Raw genomic sequence first — 15,837 nt, 5'->3', positions numbered from 1 at the left:
CGGCGCCATCAGGCGGGCCAGTATGTTCTGATAGAACCATGACAGAGCCCACCCCCTGCCTCGAGGCCGTGAACCTCCAGAAGCGATATGGTGACCGCACCGTGGTGCGGGACGTGAGCCTCTGTGTGGGCATGGGCGAAGTGGTGGGGCTGCTGGGGCCGAACGGCGCGGGCAAGACGACGACCTTCTACATGGTGGTGGGCGTGGAGGCGCCGGACCGCGGCGGCATCCGCTGGCTGGGCCAGGATGTGACGGCCCTGCCCATGCACCGGCGGGCGCGGCTGGGCATCGGCTACCTGGCTCAGGAATCCAGCGTGTTCAGGGGTTTGACGGTGTGGGAAAATCTCATGGCGCTGGCGGAATTGCAGCCCATCCCGAAGGCGGAGCAGAAGGACCGCTGTGAACGGCTTCTGGCCGATTTTCACCTGGGCAAGGTGCGCGACACGCTGGGCATGAGCCTCTCCGGCGGCGAGCGGCGGCGTTGCGAGCTGGCGCGCGCCCTCGTGACCGAACCTCGGATCATGCTCCTGGACGAGCCCTTCGCCGGCGTGGATCCCAAGTCCGTGCTGGAGATCCAGGGCCTCATCGATGACCTCAAGGCGCGAGGCATTGGCGTTCTCATCACGGATCACAATGTCCGCGAGACCTTGCAGATCGCCGACAGGGCCTATATCTTGGCGGACGGGATGATCATGAAACACGGCTTGCCCAGCGAGATCGCAGAGGATCCGGACATCCGCCGGGTCTACCTGGGCGACCGGTTCAGGTTGGACTGATGGCGGCGGGCCCCTACCTCTCCCAGCGGCTGGCCCAGAGCCAGACCCTTGCGCTGACACCCGCCATGCAGCTGAAGCTCAAGCTGTGGCAGATGAACCTGCAGGAGCTGTCGCAGACCATCGAGCGCGAGCTCGAGGACAACCCGCTGCTGGAGTTGGCCGACGACAGCGACGAGGTGCCGACCCTCGAGGCCATCGAGGAAGGGCGCGATTCGGATGTGACGGAAGCCACCTCCGACCAGGCCGCCGAGGGCGTGGAACTGCCCGAAGGGGTGGACACCATGGATCTGGGACCGATCCTGGATGCGGCGGGTGAGATGAACCCCGAGAGCGACCTGGAGAAGTTCACTGAAGAGGGCGTGGCCCAGGTCCAGGAGACCGAGCTGGGCGCGGAGAACAGCTGGGACCAGGACCTCCCCCGCACCAGCAACCTGCCGGAGGAGGATCGCCTCTCCTGGGAGGACCGCCTCAGCGCCAATGAATCGCTCCAGGACCACCTGGTGGGTCAGCTCTACGAAACTCTGGAGCATGAGGATCCCCGCGCTGCCCTGGTGGAGCGCCTGATCGACCGTCTGGACCCCAAAGGTTTCCTGCGCCTGGATCCGGATCAGCCCTCCGTGGAGACCACGCCCGCCGCGCTGGCGGCGGACATGGGCGTCACGGAAGAGGCCCTGCGCGGAGCCCTCGACGTGCTCCAGGAGTTCGATCCCTCGGGCATTGGCTGTTTTACCGTGCAGGAGAGCCTGCTGCTCCAGCTCCGTCACGCCGGCGCTGAGCCCGACGACCTGGCGGTGCGCATCATCCACGACCACTCCGCCCTGCTGGCCCAGCGGGACAGCGCCAAGCTGCGCCGCGCCCTGGGTTGCACGGACGCGGAGTTGTGCGTGGCCATGGATCAGCTCAAGCACCTCAACCCTTCGCCGGGACGGGCCTTCGACCCCGAGGGCGAGCGGGTGGTGAAGCCCGACGTGGTGGTGCTCAAGGGTGAGGACGGGAACTGGAAGATCTACCTCAACGACGAGGGCCTCCCCCGCCTGCGTGTGAACGGCGACTACCAGCGGTTCCTGGCCTCCAGCGAGGCCAAGTCCGACAAGGATTTCATCCGTGAGCGCTTCCGCAGCGCGCGGGACTTCATCCGGGGTGTGGAGGACCGCAACCGCACCGTGCTGCGGGTCTCCGCGCAGATCGTGGAACTCCAGAAGGAATTCCTCGAGCACGGCATCGAGAGCCTGCGCCCCATGGTGCTGCGCGACGTGGCCGAGGCCACGGGCTTCCACGAGAGCACCATCAGCCGGGTGGTGAAGGCGAAGACCATCCACACGCCCCAGGGCCTCTACGACCTGAACTACTTCTTCTCGGCGCGCCCGAAGGATTCGGACATCTCCGCCACCGTGGTCAAACATCGCATCAAGGCGTTCGTGCAGGCCGAGGACCCTGCCAAGCCGCTGTCCGACGAGGCCATCGCCGGCCTGCTCGAGCGGGACGGCATCAAGGTGGCCCGCCGCACGGTGAACAAGTACCGCGAGGAACTCAAGATTCCTCCGGCCTCCCAGCGTCGACGCCGGTAGCGGGCCGAGGCCCCTCCTGCGCCGGTTCCATGATTCCCGGGCCGCCCGGCCCCTTTCAGGAGTGTCCCATGAAGGTCCACTACACCGGCCGTCACGTGGAGCTCACCGAGCCCCTCAAGCAGTTCACCAAAGAGCGGCTGGACAAGATGGCCACCTATCTGGACGACATCATCGACGTCCATGTGATCCTGGGTGTGGAGAAGCACCGTCATGAGGCGGAGATCACGCTGAAGACCCGCGCCAACGCCTTCGTGGCCTCGGCCACCACCGCGGACATGTATGCCAGCATCACCCAGGCCATCGAGAAGCTGGATGTGCAGGCCCACAAGCACCAGGGCAAGCGCAACGACCGGCCCCACGAAAGCGCCAAGGCCGGCGCCATCGAAGAGTAGCCATTCCCGTGTTTCCGAATCAAAGGCGGTCCTCCGGGACCGCCTTTGATATCCTGGAGGTTCCGGAGTCCGCCATGCCCGATCCCACCCATCTCTACGCCCCGAAGACCACCACCGAGCCCACCCAGATCTGCGAGAAGTGCCGCAATCCCTACACGCTGGAGCACTTCCAGCACGGCATCCCGGGTCAGGAGTGCGTCTGCCGCCGGTGCCTCCAGGTCATGGGGTACCAGGTCTAGGCATGCTGAAGGCCCTCGATACCCCCGAGGCGATCCTGGAGGGCGTCCTCCAGGGCCGTCGCGTGTCCGCTGCGGAAGCCCTGGTGCTCATGGAGCGGGCGGAACTGCCCGACCTGGCCGTGGCCGCCACCGCCGCCCGGGATCGCCACAATGATCCTCGTCGCGTGAGCTATGTCATCGACCGCAACGTGAACTACACGGACGTCTGCAACGTCTACTGCACGTTCTGCGCGTTCTACCACAAGCCCGGGGACAGCCGCGGCTACGTGCTCACGAAGGAACAGCTAATGCAGAAGGCCGAGGAGACCCAGGCCATCGGCGGCACCGGCTTCCTGCTGCAGGGCGGCGTGAACCCCGACCTGCCCTGGGACTACTACCTGGATCTGGTGCGCTACCTCCACCACGACCTGGGCATCTGGGTCCACGGCTTCTCGCCGGTGGAGATTCAGATGATGGCCAAGCTCAGCGGCCAGACCCTGGGCAAGACCATCGCGGATCTGCGCGAGGCGGGCCTCGGCTCCATCCCCGGTGGCGGCGCGGAGATCCTGGTGGACCGCATCCGCAAGAAGATCGCGCCCCTCAAGGGCGGCCGCGAGAAGTGGCTGGAAGTGATGGAGGCGGCCCACGAGGAGGGCGTGAAGACCACGGGCACCATGATGTTCGGCATCACGGAGACGATGGCTGAGCGCATCGAGCACCTGGAGGCCCTGCGGGACCAGCAGGATCGCGCCCTGGCGCGGAACAACGGCGGCGGCTACACGGCCTTCGCCGCCTGGCCCTTCCAGAGCGGCCACACGCCCTGGGAAGGCAAGGTGCCCAAGCCCACGGACGTGGAGTACCTCCGCACCATCGCCGTGGCGCGGATCTTCCTCGACAACTTCGCGCACATCCAGAGCAGCTGGGTCACCATGGGCCGCAAGACCGGCCAGGTGGCCCTGCACTATGGCTGCGACGACATGGGCAGCCTCATGCTCGAGGAGAACGTCGTCAGCGCGGCGGGCACCTGCTACAGCGTGAACAAGGACGAGATGACCCGCATGATCCGCGCCGCCGGCTACGAGCCCTGGCAGCGGGACAACATCTACGGCGAAGTCCGGGGCTGAGCCCGCCCCCGTGATCAGCTCCGGGGGGCGGGAGCCAGGTCCTCCACGGCGTCCAGGCGTTCCACGTCCATCTCGGTCATGCCGTCCGGCCCGATGAAGGCCATGGGCTTGAACCGGGCCCCCCAGCGGACTTCGCCGGCCGTGTAGGACGTCCGGGCGTAGATGGTCTGCGAGAAGGTGTCGTCGAAGGCCTTGATGAGGACGATGAATTCCGCCTTCGCATGGCGGAGGTCCGCTTCCGTCAGGCCGAACAGGGGGCTGGTCTCATCGATGGGGTGCACGACCGTCCAGCTGGAGGGGAACAGGTGGATTTTCGGACGCTCCAGGGGCAGCAGCATGAAGCGCCGGGTGGTCGAGGCCGGATCCTGGAGGGACAGGCTCACCGTGGCCTCCACCTCGATGAGCTCGTTGCTGCGCATGTTCACGAGGCGGAACATGAAGCCGGCGAAGTCCTGGTAGGGAGCCATCACGGCCAGGCTGCTGAACCGCAGGCACGCTTGGGGCCGGGAGAACCGCCCGTAGAGAAGGCCGGTGGCCAGGGCGAAGCTTAGGAGGCCCAGGAGGGATTCCAGCGCGGCGGCCGCGTTGGCGAGGAACCCGTGGGGGCTGATGTGGCCGTAACCCACCGTGGTGAGGGTCTGGGCGCTGAAGAAGAACGCGTCCTGCAGCCGCTCCCGGAATGCCGGGCCTCCTTGGCGGGTGAACTGTTCCATGCCGATGCCCAGGTAGATCAAGGCGAAGATGGCATTGGTGACGAGGAAGGCCAGGAACAGCAGCCCCAGGAAACGCCCCCAGCCCATGGTGATGAGGTGGTGGTAGAGGTCGTAGGGGCGGAAGCGTGGCAGGCCCATGCGGCGGACGTTGAAGGAACCGTCCTTGTTGACCCCGCGTTCGCGGCCGGCCTGGAGACCCAGGCCCAGGTCGTCATCGATGGGCGTTCGGCGGAGGTGGGAGTCCATGGTGTCCTGAATGGGAAATCCCTGAGTGTAGCCTCCAGGATCGGTTCTGGGCCTCCGGGGCTTGATCTGGTCCGGCCGCAGGACTCACCATGGGCTGCGGCCTTCCAGGGACGCACCCCTGGATGCCACCCAACTGATTTCAGAGCGACACGGTGAATCGAGCCTTCATCAAGGATCCGGATGACACGGGGCGCCCCGAGGTCCTGCCCGACCGGCCCCAGAGCCCCCACACGAACTACGTGACGCCCGCCGGGCTGCGGCAGTTGCAGGACCTGAAGGAAGACCTGGAGGCCCGCCAGAGCCGGCTGCTGGCGGAGGGCAAGCTGGCCAACCCCCAGGAGCTGGCCATCGTCCAGCGCGACCTGCGCTACTACCAGGAGCGCCTGAACCGTGCCGTCCTGGTGGCCTCCGACGGGAAGCCGAAGGATCGCGTGCATTTCGGGGCCGCCGTGGAGGTCTGCGACGAAGCCGGCGTCGTCACGACGTACACCCTCGTCGGCGAGGACGAAGCCGATCCCTCCCGGGGCAAGGTCAGCTGGGTCTCGCCGCTGGGCGAGGCTCTGCTGAACGCGGAATCCGGCGATGAGGTCGTGTGGCGGCGACCTGCCGGGACGATGCGCCTGGAGATCCTCAGCGTCCGCCCGGGCCCATCCGGGTGATCCGGACCCAAGACAAAGCGGGGACAGGATTAACAGGATTGAAGGCAGGATGAACAGGATTAAGGACGGGAAGAACTGCAGAAATGCTTTTGCATCCTGTTAATCCATCTTTTCATCCTGTTAACCCTGTCTAAGCCTTTGCTTTTAACGCTCCGAGCAGGGTTTCCGCCAGGGGACGGATGCGGCCGGGCTCGCTGAGATAGGCGCCGCGGGCGGCCACGAGGCGGGCGGAGGAGCGGCCGAGGATGGCGGTCTCCACCAGGCCGTGGGCCTTGAGGGTGCCGCCGGTCTGCACCAGGTCCACGATGGCGTCCGCCAGGCCCAGCAGGGGCGCCAGTTCCGCGCTGCTGCTCAGGGGCACCAACTCGGCTGTGAGGTCCTCGCGGGCCAGCCAGGCCTCGGTGGCCTTCGGGAACTTGGTGGCTAGGCGCAAGTGCGGCTTGGCCCGCAGGTCCTCCAGGCTGACGCCCGCCTTGGCGCAGAGCGACAGGCGGCAGGCGCCGAAGCCGAGATCAGCCAACTCCAGCAGGTCCATGTCCATCTCGTCCAGGGTGTCCGAGCCCACGATGCCCAGCGAAGCGACGCCAGCGGCCACGTAGCGCGGCAGGTCCGCGCCCTTGAGCAGCAGGGCCGCCACGCCGGGGGTGGCGGTGGGGATGCGCAGGACGCGGGATTTAAGGGCCGCCGCGTCGAGGGCCAGGGGCGTGCCCGCCAGCAGGGGCACCAGCTCGTCGCCGAGCCGGCCCTTGGGGAAGGCGATGAGCAGGGTCTGGTTCATCGGGGTTCCTCGAAGAGGTCGGGGCGGGTGGCGGCCAGGTCGAGCAGGCGCGACAGACGAACACAGAAGCCCGCGGCCTGCCAGGGGCGGCCCAGGCCCGGGAAGAGGCGGTCGTAGCGGCCGCCCGCGGCCAGCTCCTGCTGGGCGCCGGGGGCCCACAGGCGCAGGGTGGGGCCCGTGTAGAAGCCGAGTCCGGCCACGTCCGCCAAGTCCACGCGCAGCTCCAGGTTGGGCGGAAGGATGGGCAGCAGGGCCTGGAGGGCCCGATCCATGTGGCTCCGCTCCTCCTCAAGCAGGGCCGCATAGGGGCTGGCGGCCAGGGCGCCCAGGGTGCCGGGGCCGTCGAACTCGGAGAGCAGCGCCTCGGCGTGGGTCGTGAGCCGCGCGGCGGAGGGATGCCCGTCCAGGGCCTCGCGCACGCGGTGGGGCGCCCGGCGCGAGAGGGCCGCCACCACGGCGTCCGCCAGCTCGCCGAACAGGCCCTCGGCCTCCAGGGGGCGGCGCACCAGGGCTGCGTTGCCCAGGTGGAGGATGGCGCTCTTCAGACCCAGGAGGCCGGGCACGGCCATCAGCAGTCGGGCCAGCTCCACATCCGCCTCCGCGGCGGGCTCGCCCTCGGGCTGGATGCGCTCGCAGCCCACCTCGAAACGCTCCACCGCTTCCCAAGGTTGCACGGGCCGCCGGAACACGGCGCCGGCATAAGCCACGCGGTCCGGCGGCGCGGGGAAAGTGCGGGTGAGGAGGCCCGCCAGGGCCACGGTGAAGTCCCAGCGCAGGGCCACCAGCTCGTCGCCGTCGAAGAATCGCAGCGCGCCTTCCGGCGGGGGTTCCCGCAGGACGAGCGAGGGATGCAACTCGCGGTAGCCATGATCCGCCAGCAGGCCCATAAGGGCGCCCTCCCAGCGGCGCAGCCGGGCGGCTGAGTTGAAGAGCAGATCGGGGAAGTGGGGCGTGCGGACGGCCATCAGGCGGGCCCTCCCGTGCGGTCGGCGTGGCGGCGATGGAGCACATCCACCACGTCCAGCAGGCTGGCGCCACGCTCCAGCAGCAGCATGTCGAGGTGGAACAGCAGGTCCGCGGCCTCTCCGAGGAACTCTTCGCGGTTGTCGTTCTTGGCGGCGATGACCACCTCGCCCGCCTCCTCCACCACCTTCTTGGCGATGCGGTCCACGCCCTGGGCGAAGAGCTTCTGGGTGTAGCTGCCTTCCACATCCGCCAGCGCCTTTCGGGATTTCAGGAGGGTCTCCAGACGGCCTAGCCAGGGCAGGGTGGCGGGCCAGGGGGCGGTCGCCTGGTCTTCTCCGGGGGCGGCGTCGAAACAGCTTTCCGTGCCGCGATGGCAGCTCGGGCCTTCGGGCTCCGCGAGGATGAGCAGGGCGTCCGAATCGCAGTCCGGGCGGATCTGGATCACCTGGAGCCGGTTCCCGCTGCTCTCGCCCTTCACCCAGAGGGCCTGGCGCGAGCGGCTCCAGAAGGTGACGAAGCCCGTGTCGAGGGTGAGCTGGAGGGATTCCCGGTTGAGCCAGGCCACCATGCGCACCGCGCCGGCGCGGTCCTGCACGATGCCGGGGATGAGGCCGGCGGAATCGAAGGTGAGGGTGTCGAGGTCCATGTCAGATCCGTACGGAGAGGTCGTTCTGGGCAAGGTAGGCCTTGAGACGGGGGATGGGCAGGATGCCCTCGTGGAAGAGGGTGGCGGCGAGCACGGCATCGGCGCCGTGCTGGAGGGCCTCCAGGAAGTGGACCTCCCGGCCCGCGCCGCCGGAGGCGATGAGGGGGATGGGCAGCTCCGAGGCCAGGTCCAGCAGGGGCAGGTCGAAGCCATCGCCGGTGCCGTCGCGATCCATGGAGGTGAGCAGGATCTCGCCCGCGCCCAGGTCGTTGAGCTCCCAGAGCCAGTCCACGGCGGACCGCTCCGTGGGCGCGGTGCCGCCCTTGAGGTAGACACGCCAGCCCAGGTCGGGATCGCGCTTCACGTCCACGGCCGCCACGACGCACTGGCTCCCGAAGGCGTCCGCCAGATCGCAGACCAGGTCCGGCCGCAGGGATGCGGCGGTGTTCACGGCCACCTTGTCGGCCCCGGCGCGCAGCAGGCTGCGGGCGTCCTCGATGCTGGAGACGCCTCCGCCCACGGTGAAGGGGATGGTGAGCTCCCGGGCCACGTCGCGGACCCAGGCCTCTCGCGTGCCGCGGTTCTCCTGGGAAGCGGCGATGTCGAGGAAGACCAGTTCGTCCGCGCCCTCCTGGTCGTAGCGGCGGGCCAGCTCCGCGGGGTGGCCCAGGTCGCGGAGCTGCTTGAACTGGATGCCCTTCACGACGCGGCCGTTCTTCACGTCGAGGCAGGGGATGACGCGTTTGGCGGGCATCAGGCGCCTCCTTGGAGGGCCGCGCGGGTGCGGGGATCCTCCAGGGGGATGTGGCCCTCCATGAGGGCCTTGCCGCTGATGGCGCCAACGACGCCGGGCAGCGCGGCCAACGTGGGCAGATCCGAGAGGCCCTTCACGCCGCCGGAGGCCTGCACGCGGAAGCCCTCCCGGGCCACCCAGGCCGCGGCTTCGAGGCCCGGCCCCTCCAGCGTGCCGTCGCGGCTCACGTCCGTGACCAGGGCCCGATCGAAGCCCAGGGTGAGCAGGGCCTCGAAGACATCCGTGGACTCGCAGGCACTGTCGGCCTGCCAGCCGCGGGTGACGATGCGCTGGCCCTTGAGGTCCAGGGCGGCCACGATGCGCTCGCCGGGGAGGCCCCGCAGGGCGGAGGGCTGCTCCACGGCCAGCGTGCCCACCACGGCGTCGAAGCCAAGGGCCAGCACCTCCTCGATGGCGGCGCGGTCGCGCAGGCCGCCCCCCAGCTGGAAGCGAACCTGGGGGTAGCGGGCGGGGAAGGCGGTGAAGGCGCCCTGGCGCGGCTCGCCGAAGGCTCCGTCCAGGTCCACCAGGTGGATGCGGCGGGCGCCGGCGGCGATCAGCCGCTCCACCCACGCTTCCGGCGTGAAGTCATAGAAGGTGGCCTGCTTCCGGTCTCCATGCCGCAGCCGCACCAGGCGGCCCTGCATCAGGTCCATGCTCGGGATCAGTTGCATGGCGCCTCCTGAGCGGCTGCGCCCATCCAGGCGAGCGCAGCGCGGAGCAGCCGCAGGCCGTCGGGCCCGGACTTCTCGGGGTGGGGCTGGAAGCCCATCACCCTGCCCCGGGCCTCGGCCGCCGTGAAGGGGCGGCCGTGCTCGGCGACGAGCAGGGTGTCGTCCGTGGGTTCCAAGGCGTAGCTGTGCACGAAGTAGAGCCAAGCCCCATCGGGATCCGGGAGGGCCGGGTGAGGGCGAGCCTGATGCACCTGGCTCCAGCCCATGTGGGGGACCTTCACGCCGGGACCCAGCCGCCGGACGAGGCCGGGGATGAGGCCCAGTCCGGGGATGCCGGGGGCTTCTTCGCTGCCTTCGGCCAACAGCTGGAGCCCCAGGCAGATGCCCAGCAGGGGCCGGCCGTCGGCCACCAGTCCCGGTAGCGCGGACCACCAGCCCCGATCCCGGAGGGAGCGTTGGGCGGCCTCGAAGTGCCCCACGCCAGGCAGGACGATGGGACCTGCCTCTGCGGCCTGGTCCGGCGACGCGGCGCGGACGAAGGGAAAGCCCAGGCGCTCCAACGCGCCCTCCAGGGACGCGAGGTTTCCCGCCTCATAGTCGATGAGGGTGATGGTGCCGGCGCTCATGCGGACAGAGTCCCCTTGGTGGAGGGCACGCCGCCGCCCTCGGCGCGGGTGGCCTGGGACAGGGCCTTGGCCAGGGCCTTGAAGAGGGCCTCGACCTTGTGGTGGGTGTTCACGCCGCGGATGAGGTCCGCGTGGATGGCCAGGCCACCGCGCATGGCCAGGGCGATGAAGAACTCCCGGACCATCTCAACCTGGAAGCCGTCGCCGAGGATGACCGGCGGCAGCTCCGCGTGGAACTCGCACCAGGGACGACCGGAGAGGTCCACCACCACCCGGGCAAGGGCCTCGTCAAGGGGTACGTAGGCGTGGGCGAAGCGGGCGATGCCGGCCCGGTTGCCCAGGGCCGTCTTCAGGGCGTCGCCCAGGCAGAGGCCCACGTCCTCCACCAGATGGTGGCTGTCCACGGGCAGGTCGCCGGAGGCCTCCACCTCGAGGCCGAAGCCCCCGTGCTTCGCGAGCTGCATCAGCATGTGGTCGAAGTAGCCCAGGCCCGTGCGGATGCGGGCTTCGCCTCCATCCAGAGAGAGGCTGAGCTTCACCTGGGTCTCGGCGGTGGCGCGGGTCAGGGTCGCGGTTCTCATGGCTGCTCCTGGGTCAGCGTGGGCAGAAGGCCGCGCAGGGTCTCGGACTCGGCATCCCCGGCCGCGGCGAAGCGGGAGCGGTCGGGGCCCAGGGCCGCGAAGCGCCAGGCCACCTCGGGTTTCAGCTCGGCGGCGGCTCGCAGGCAGCGCGCGTCATCGACGGTATCCCCGGCGAAGACGACCTCCTCGGCCCGGTAGGCGTCCGCCAGCTGCAACAGGCCCGCGGGCTCGGGCTTCCGCAGGTGGGGCGCGGCGTCGCAGACCGCGGGCAGCGAGAAGCCCAACACCTTCCAGGCCAGGTCCAGTTCTTCGGGCGGCCGCCCGGTGAGCACCGCCAGCTCCCAGCCCGTGGCCTTCAGCTCGGCCAAGTCCACCAGGGGGCGCTCCAGGCGGATGGTGTCCGCGTAGTGCTTCTGCACGACGACCTGCGCCGCGGGCTCCAGGGCCTCCATCCGCACGTCGAGCTCCGGGAAGCCGCGGCTGTCTGCCGCTTCGATCACGGGCTGGAGGTCCACGTCACCGTGCACCTCGGCCAGGGCCAAGGCGCCGGCGGCGAGGCGGAAGTCGTTGTTGTAGCCGCCCAGGCGCTTGAAGGCGCGGTAGGCGCCATCGGACCAGGGCAGGGCAGGCCGCAGCTCAGCCAGGGCCCGGGCCACGGCCTCCAGGAAGCTGCGGTCGGCATCAATGAGCACGCCGTCGATGTCCAGGACCAGCAGGCGGCGACGCGGCTGTGGCGCGGGCTCCGGCAGCGGCGTGCCCAGGATCGCGGCCACGCGGGCCGTGTCCGGTTCCGTGCCGATGGTGAGCCGCGCGGCACCGGTGCCGGGCAGGCGGCGCACCTTGATGCCCTCAGCTTCCAGAATGTCTGAGGGGTCCGGTGTCACGTGGATGAAGTTGCCGGCGCTGGGGGCGACGCGGTGCGCGGGCAGGGTGGTCGCCAGGGACGTCGCCAGGCGATCGCGCCGCTCCGGCAGGGCGCGCACGGCGGGCTCGAAGGTCGGCGCGAAGTCCAGGGCCACGTCCAGGGCCTCCAGGCTGGCGGCGGGGATGGAGTAGGGCAGCTGCAGCGTGGCCAGCTTGGACACCAGGGCAGGGTCGCCCAGGAGGTAGCCCAGGCGCCAGGAGGCGGAGGCCAGCGCCTTGCTGAAGGTGCGCAACAGCACCACGTTCGGATAGCGGTCCACCGCCAGGCGGTGGGTGGCCGGCGCGAACTCCGCGTAGGCCTCGTCCATCACCACCAGGGGCGGCTTGGGGCGGGCAGCCGCCGCGGCCAGGAGAGGCTCCAGTTCCGCCGGGGATACCCAGGCGCCCGTGGGGTTGTTGGGCAGGGTCAGCCAGATCTGGCGGCAGTCGAGCGCTTCGAACCAGGGCTCCAGTGGAAAGCCCGTGCCCTGGGGCACCTTGCGCACCTGGCCACCGTTCCGGCGCACCAGCATGGGATAGAGGCTGAAACCCGGATCCGGGATGGCCACCGTGTCCCCGAAGCTCAGGCCTGCCATGGCTACGTGGTCGAGCAGGGCGCCGCTGGAGGGGCCCAGCAGCAGGCCACCTTCGGGCGCGCCCACGCGCTTCCGCAGGCGCTCGGTGAGTTCCTCCTGGCGCTCGGGGTAGAGGTTGAAGGGCAGGGTGCGAAGCCGCGCCAGCAGCGCCTCGCGGGCCTCGGCCGGCCAATCGGACCCGGCCTCGTTCATGTGCAGGCGGAGGCCCGTGGGCGGCTCGGGAGGCCGCCGGTAGGCGGGCAGGTCGGCGAGATCAGGTCGGAGGAAGGACATGGGTGACTCGGGATGAGGGTAGGAGGAAACCAGGCTTCCAGGTGAGAAGAAGCAGAACGGAGCGCTCGGCGAGGAGGCGCTCCCTAGGGGTGGTGATGGCCGCGCAGGCCGGCGCTGCGGCCGTGGTGGGTGAGGCCCTCGGCCTCGGCGAGCTTCTCGACCCAAGGGGCCATGGCGGCCGCGTCGGTTGCGGAGAGCCGCAGCAGGCTCTGGCGCTTGAGGAAGGTGGCCACGCCCAGGGGGCTGGTGTAGCGGGCGCTGCGGTCCGTGGGCAGCACGTGGTTGGGGCCTGCGCCGTAGTCGCCGAAGGCCTCGGCGCTGGCGCTGCCGATGAAGACGGCTCCTGCGGTGGTCAGCGAGGGCAGCCACGCTTCCGGATCGCGGACGCAGAGCTCGAGGTGCTCGGGCGCCCAGGCCTGGGCCAGGGCGATGGCCAGGTCGCGCTCGGCGCAGACCAGCCGTCCATGGGCGCCCAGGCTCTGCTCGAGGATGGCGCGGCGGGGCGAGGCGGCCACGCGGGTCTGAAGCTCGGCCTCCACGGCTTTGAGCAGGGCGCGGTCGGCGCTCACCAGCACGGCGGCGGCGTCGGGATCGTGCTCGGCCTGGGCCATGAGGTCCTCGGCCAGCCAGGCGGGATCAGCGCTGCCATCGGCCAGCACCAGCAGCTCCGTGGGGCCCGCCAGGGCGTCGATGCCGCAGGTGCCGATGAGCTGGCGCTTGGCCTCGGCCACGAACCGATTGCCCGGACCGGCGACGAGATCAACCGCCGGCTCCCCGAAGGCCAGCCAGGCCAGGGCCTGGGCGCCGCCGAAGGGGTAGAGCTCGGTGAGGCCCAGTTCGGCCGCGCAGGCCAGCACCAGGGAATCCACGCCCCAGGCGCCCGGGAGGGTCGGCTGTGGCTTCGGGGGTGTCACGCCCACGATGCGGCCCACGCCGGCCACCTGGGCGGGGATGACGGTCATGGCGAGGGTGGACGGATAGAAGGCCCGCCCGCCGGGGATGTAGACGCCCGCGGTCTTCAAAGGGCACCAGCGCTCGCCCACGGTGCCGCCCCCGGGCAGGGGCAGCTCCAGGTCGCGCAGGCAGCCGCGCTGGCCCTCCGCGAACCGGCGGACATTGGCGATCATTTCCCGCAGGGCGGCCATAAGGTCCGGCTGGCGGCGGTCCAGGTCCGCGCGGGCGGTCTGGAGGGCCGCTTCGGGAATGCGCAGAGCCGCGGGATCGAGGGCCACGCCATCCAGGCGCAAGGTCCAGTCGAGTAAGGCCTTCAGGCCATCCCGGCGCACGTCCGCCAGGATGGCCTTGACGGCCTCCCGCGTGTCCTCTTCCATCTCCCCGTTCCGCGCCAGCGCGGCCACCCAGTCGCTCACCTGCCCGGGCGCGTCTGCCCGGTTCGTCAGGTCACTGAAGGAGATGAAGTAACACCTATGCACCTCTCGGGTGAAGGGAACAGGCTGACAGGTCCCTGTCGTGGGCCGCAACCGGAAATCGGTTCAGGCAGGCTGCGCCGCGGCGGTGAGTCCTGCGGGTTGGAAGAAGAAGCGCACGTTGGCGGGTTCGGCTTCCTCGGTCCACTCCCAGGAGCCGGGTGCCGCGAGGATGGCCTGGGCCAGGGCGACATGCAGGGCGTGGCCGGCGGCATGGGCTTCCACCAAGCCCAGCAGGGGCGCGCCGAGCAGCGCCAGGTCGCCCACGAGATCGAGCATCTTGTGGCGGACGGCTTCGTCCTCGTAGCGCAGGGACTCGTTCAGGGGCCCGTCGGCGCCGAAGACCACGGCGTTGTCCAGGCTGCCGCCCAGGGCCAGGCCGCGGGCGCGCATCATGTCGATCTCCTGGGCCAAGCAGAAGGTGCGGGCGGCGCCCAGCTCCCGGCGGTACTTGTCGGGGGTGAGGCTCAGCTCGCGGCTCTGGCGGCCCAGGGCGGGGATGGGGAAGTCGATGACGTAGCGAAGCCGGAGCCCATCGTAGGGGAGAGCCCGGATCCAGCGGTCGCCGTTTCGGACTTCGATGGGCTGGGTGATCTTCATGAACCGCCGGCGGCCTGCCAGGCCCTTCACGCCCACCTGCAGGATGGCCTCCACCCAGGGGGCGGCGCTGCCATCGAGAATGGGAAGTTCCTCGGCGTCCACCTCGATGCGGATGTGCTCCACTTCCAGGCCCATGAGCGCCGACAGCAGGTGCTCGATGGTCTGGAGGCGCACGCCATCCTTCACCAGGGTGGTGGCCAGCACCAGATCGCCGGCCAGATCCGCCTTGGCGGGGATCACGGTGCCGGTGGGCGTGTGGACGAACACGATGCCCGTGGGTTCGGCCACGGGGACCAGGCGCACGGAACAGGGGCGGTTGCCATGCAGGCCATGGCCCGAGATGGTGATCTCGCGGCTCAGGGTCTGGGGCGTGGTGCTGCGGGGCATGGTTCGTCCTCGCAGACTGATAAGCCATTTCTGTGCCGTTATGCTAGCCAAATCATTTCACGATTTGCCTGGTGATGAAAAGGGAGTGGATGTGGGTTCATCCACTACACACCGTGGTTTGGTCAGCCTGGCCGGGTGCGCTCCCAGTCTTCGGGGGTGGTGAGCTTCAGGTTGGAGCTGGGGCTGGGGATCAGCTTCACCGCCAGGCCCAGGCGCTCCAGCAGGGCGACGTCATCCGTGGCGTTGAAGCCCGAGGCGTCGGCGGCGCGGAAGGCGTTGAGCCAGGTGCCCAGGCGCGCGATCTGGGGGGTCTGGGCCCGGAAGAAGGCCTCCCGGGGTTCCGTGCCGAGCACCCGGCCGTTCTCGTCCACCCGCTTGAGGGTGTCGGTGGAAGGTTCGCCGAGCAGGACGCCGTCGAACTGGTTCAGGGCGTCCAGGGCTTCCCACAGGGGGGCCACTGGAGGGAAGGGCCGGACGGCGTCGTGGATCATCACCGGAGCCAGCGGCTGGTCCGGCAGGGCCCGGAGGGCGGCCCACACAGAGGCCTGCCGGGTGTCGCCGCCCGGCACCACCCAGCAGGGCGCGCTGAAGGACCAGGAGCGGGTTTCCTCCAGGTGGCTTTCAGGCACAGCCAGGGCGATACCTGCAAGGTGAGGCATGCCGGGGGCCAGGAACGCCTCCACCGTGGCCTGGAGCAGGGGGCGGCCGCCCCAATCGCGGAACTGCTTGGGCAGGCCACCGCCCATGCGCAGACCCCGCCCTCCGGCAGGAATGACCAAGTAGGGGCGCAGGGGATCAGACGTGGTGAGCGGGCTTGGCTCGGGTACCACGTGGAGGGTCCCGGGGGGGACATCGCGAGCGGAGCGAGCAGGCGGTCCCCCCAGGACCATG

At 69.8% G+C, this 15,837-nt stretch carries 18 protein-coding genes; 6 read left to right on the top strand and 12 right to left on the bottom strand.

Features of this window, described 5'->3' with window-relative positions:
* The first annotated feature begins 38 nt into the window (after positions 1-38).
* The 5 genes from lptB (at position 39) to MLE64_RS03595 (ending at position 4,078) form a co-directional block, all read left to right on the top strand.
* Positions 39-776, top strand: a complete 738-nt coding sequence (lptB, locus tag MLE64_RS03615) for an LPS export ABC transporter ATP-binding protein (RefSeq protein ID WP_243316095.1) — start codon at positions 39-41, stop codon at positions 774-776.
* On the top strand, positions 776-2,344 hold the full coding sequence (gene rpoN / locus MLE64_RS03610) for an RNA polymerase factor sigma-54 (RefSeq protein WP_243316069.1): 1,569 nt from the start codon (positions 776-778) through the stop codon (positions 2,342-2,344). Before lptB ends, rpoN begins: the two co-directional genes overlap by 1 nt.
* Positions 2,345-2,412: 68 nt before the next feature.
* Complete coding sequence (hpf, locus tag MLE64_RS03605) at positions 2,413-2,736, top strand: ribosome hibernation-promoting factor, HPF/YfiA family (RefSeq protein WP_243316059.1); 324 nt, start codon at positions 2,413-2,415, stop codon at positions 2,734-2,736.
* Between the two features lie 74 nt (positions 2,737-2,810).
* On the top strand, positions 2,811-2,975 hold the full coding sequence (locus MLE64_RS03600; protein WP_243286011.1) for a hypothetical protein: 165 nt from the start codon (positions 2,811-2,813) through the stop codon (positions 2,973-2,975).
* Positions 2,976-2,977: 2 nt separating this feature from the next.
* Positions 2,978-4,078 (top strand): CofH family radical SAM protein, encoded by a 1,101-nt coding sequence (locus MLE64_RS03595; RefSeq protein WP_243316057.1) that lies wholly within the window; start codon positions 2,978-2,980, stop codon positions 4,076-4,078.
* Positions 4,079-4,092: 14 nt separating this feature from the next.
* Here MLE64_RS03595 and MLE64_RS03590 read toward each other — a convergent pair whose 3' ends face one another.
* Positions 4,093-5,037 carry an ion channel gene (locus MLE64_RS03590; protein WP_243316055.1) on the bottom strand — a complete coding sequence of 315 codons (945 nt, stop codon included), beginning with the start codon at positions 5,035-5,037 and terminating at the stop codon, positions 4,093-4,095.
* 152 nt (positions 5,038-5,189) lie between these two features.
* On the opposite strand from MLE64_RS03590, the gene MLE64_RS03585 reads away from it, so the two are divergent.
* Positions 5,190-5,696: a GreA/GreB family elongation factor gene (locus tag MLE64_RS03585; protein WP_243316053.1), complete on the top strand. Its 507-nt coding sequence runs from the start codon at positions 5,190-5,192 to the stop codon at positions 5,694-5,696.
* Between the two features lie 130 nt (positions 5,697-5,826).
* Here the strand turns inward: MLE64_RS03585 and hisG are convergent, their stop codons facing one another.
* The 11 genes from hisG to MLE64_RS03530 all read right to left on the bottom strand — a co-directional run bounded on the left by hisG (position 5,827) and on the right by MLE64_RS03530 (position 15,836).
* Complete coding sequence (hisG, locus tag MLE64_RS03580; protein ID WP_243316050.1) at positions 5,827-6,474, bottom strand: ATP phosphoribosyltransferase; 648 nt, start codon at positions 6,472-6,474, stop codon at positions 5,827-5,829.
* Positions 6,471-7,439: an ATP phosphoribosyltransferase regulatory subunit gene (locus MLE64_RS03575; protein WP_243316048.1), complete on the bottom strand. Its 969-nt coding sequence runs from the start codon at positions 7,437-7,439 to the stop codon at positions 6,471-6,473. Before MLE64_RS03575 ends, hisG begins: the two co-directional genes overlap by 4 nt.
* Positions 7,439-8,086 carry a bifunctional phosphoribosyl-AMP cyclohydrolase/phosphoribosyl-ATP diphosphatase HisIE gene (gene hisIE, locus MLE64_RS03570; protein WP_243316045.1) on the bottom strand — a complete coding sequence of 216 codons (648 nt, stop codon included), beginning with the start codon at positions 8,084-8,086 and terminating at the stop codon, positions 7,439-7,441. Before hisIE ends, MLE64_RS03575 begins: the two co-directional genes overlap by 1 nt.
* Position 8,087: 1 nt before the next feature.
* Positions 8,088-8,840, bottom strand: a complete 753-nt coding sequence (hisF, locus tag MLE64_RS03565; RefSeq protein ID WP_243316042.1) for an imidazole glycerol phosphate synthase subunit HisF — start codon at positions 8,838-8,840, stop codon at positions 8,088-8,090.
* Positions 8,840-9,553 (bottom strand): 1-(5-phosphoribosyl)-5-[(5-phosphoribosylamino)methylideneamino] imidazole-4-carboxamide isomerase, encoded by a 714-nt coding sequence (locus MLE64_RS03560; protein WP_243316041.1) that lies wholly within the window; start codon positions 9,551-9,553, stop codon positions 8,840-8,842. Before MLE64_RS03560 ends, hisF begins: the two co-directional genes overlap by 1 nt.
* The gene (hisH, locus tag MLE64_RS03555) at positions 9,544-10,179 is read right to left on the bottom strand and encodes an imidazole glycerol phosphate synthase subunit HisH (RefSeq protein WP_243316030.1); all 636 of its coding nucleotides are present in this window, start codon (positions 10,177-10,179) and stop codon (positions 9,544-9,546) included. Before hisH ends, MLE64_RS03560 begins: the two co-directional genes overlap by 10 nt.
* Positions 10,176-10,760, bottom strand: coding sequence for an imidazoleglycerol-phosphate dehydratase HisB (hisB, locus tag MLE64_RS03550; RefSeq protein WP_243316028.1), 585 nt, complete (start codon positions 10,758-10,760; stop codon positions 10,176-10,178). Before hisB ends, hisH begins: the two co-directional genes overlap by 4 nt.
* Positions 10,757-12,532 (bottom strand): aminotransferase class I/II-fold pyridoxal phosphate-dependent enzyme, encoded by a 1,776-nt coding sequence (locus MLE64_RS03545; protein WP_243316020.1) that lies wholly within the window; start codon positions 12,530-12,532, stop codon positions 10,757-10,759. Before MLE64_RS03545 ends, hisB begins: the two co-directional genes overlap by 4 nt.
* Before the next feature lie 83 nt (positions 12,533-12,615).
* A complete protein-coding gene (hisD, locus tag MLE64_RS03540) occupies positions 12,616-13,965 on the bottom strand; it encodes a histidinol dehydrogenase (protein WP_243316001.1) in 1,350 nt (449 codons plus the stop codon).
* A 60-nt stretch (positions 13,966-14,025) separates the two neighbouring features.
* Positions 14,026-14,946 (bottom strand): UDP-3-O-acyl-N-acetylglucosamine deacetylase, encoded by a 921-nt coding sequence (gene lpxC, locus MLE64_RS03535; protein ID WP_243315998.1) that lies wholly within the window; start codon positions 14,944-14,946, stop codon positions 14,026-14,028.
* A gap of 122 nt (positions 14,947-15,068) precedes the next feature.
* A complete protein-coding gene (locus tag MLE64_RS03530; protein ID WP_279342863.1) occupies positions 15,069-15,836 on the bottom strand; it encodes an IspD/TarI family cytidylyltransferase in 768 nt (255 codons plus the stop codon).
* Position 15,837 lies beyond the last annotated feature (1 nt).

Origin of the sequence: Geothrix paludis (genome assembly GCF_022808815.1) — a bacterium.
GTDB lineage: Bacteria > Acidobacteriota > Holophagae > Holophagales > Holophagaceae > Geothrix > Geothrix paludis.
This window is presented reverse-complemented; position numbering and strand designations above follow the sequence as displayed.

What these genes read in the sequence shown, in the direction of transcription:
- hisF (WP_243316042.1), bottom strand. Translation starts at nt 8,840, where the DNA reads ATGCCCGCCAAACGCGTCATCCCCTGCCTCGACGTGAAGAACGGCCGC.
- MLE64_RS03545 (WP_243316020.1), bottom strand. Translation starts at nt 12,532, where the DNA reads ATGTCCTTCCTCCGACCTGATCTCGCCGACCTGCCCGCCTACCGGCGG.
- hisG (WP_243316050.1), bottom strand. Translation starts at nt 6,474, where the DNA reads ATGAACCAGACCCTGCTCATCGCCTTCCCCAAGGGCCGGCTCGGCGAC.
- hpf (WP_243316059.1), top strand. Translation starts at nt 2,413, where the DNA reads ATGAAGGTCCACTACACCGGCCGTCACGTGGAGCTCACCGAGCCCCTC.
- MLE64_RS03600 (WP_243286011.1), top strand. Translation starts at nt 2,811, where the DNA reads ATGCCCGATCCCACCCATCTCTACGCCCCGAAGACCACCACCGAGCCC.
- MLE64_RS03595 (WP_243316057.1), top strand. Translation starts at nt 2,978, where the DNA reads ATGCTGAAGGCCCTCGATACCCCCGAGGCGATCCTGGAGGGCGTCCTC.
- hisIE (WP_243316045.1), bottom strand. Translation starts at nt 8,086, where the DNA reads ATGGACCTCGACACCCTCACCTTCGATTCCGCCGGCCTCATCCCCGGC.
- MLE64_RS03560 (WP_243316041.1), bottom strand. Translation starts at nt 9,553, where the DNA reads ATGCAACTGATCCCGAGCATGGACCTGATGCAGGGCCGCCTGGTGCGG.
- MLE64_RS03575 (WP_243316048.1), bottom strand. Translation starts at nt 7,439, where the DNA reads ATGGCCGTCCGCACGCCCCACTTCCCCGATCTGCTCTTCAACTCAGCC.
- hisH (WP_243316030.1), bottom strand. Translation starts at nt 10,179, where the DNA reads ATGAGCGCCGGCACCATCACCCTCATCGACTATGAGGCGGGAAACCTC.
- hisB (WP_243316028.1), bottom strand. Translation starts at nt 10,760, where the DNA reads ATGAGAACCGCGACCCTGACCCGCGCCACCGCCGAGACCCAGGTGAAG.
- rpoN (WP_243316069.1), top strand. Translation starts at nt 776, where the DNA reads ATGGCGGCGGGCCCCTACCTCTCCCAGCGGCTGGCCCAGAGCCAGACC.
- MLE64_RS03530 (WP_279342863.1), bottom strand. Translation starts at nt 15,836, where the DNA reads ATGGTCCTGGGGGGACCGCCTGCTCGCTCCGCTCGCGATGTCCCCCCC.
- lpxC (WP_243315998.1), bottom strand. Translation starts at nt 14,946, where the DNA reads ATGCCCCGCAGCACCACGCCCCAGACCCTGAGCCGCGAGATCACCATC.
- lptB (WP_243316095.1), top strand. Translation starts at nt 39, where the DNA reads ATGACAGAGCCCACCCCCTGCCTCGAGGCCGTGAACCTCCAGAAGCGA.
- MLE64_RS03590 (WP_243316055.1), bottom strand. Translation starts at nt 5,037, where the DNA reads ATGGACTCCCACCTCCGCCGAACGCCCATCGATGACGACCTGGGCCTG.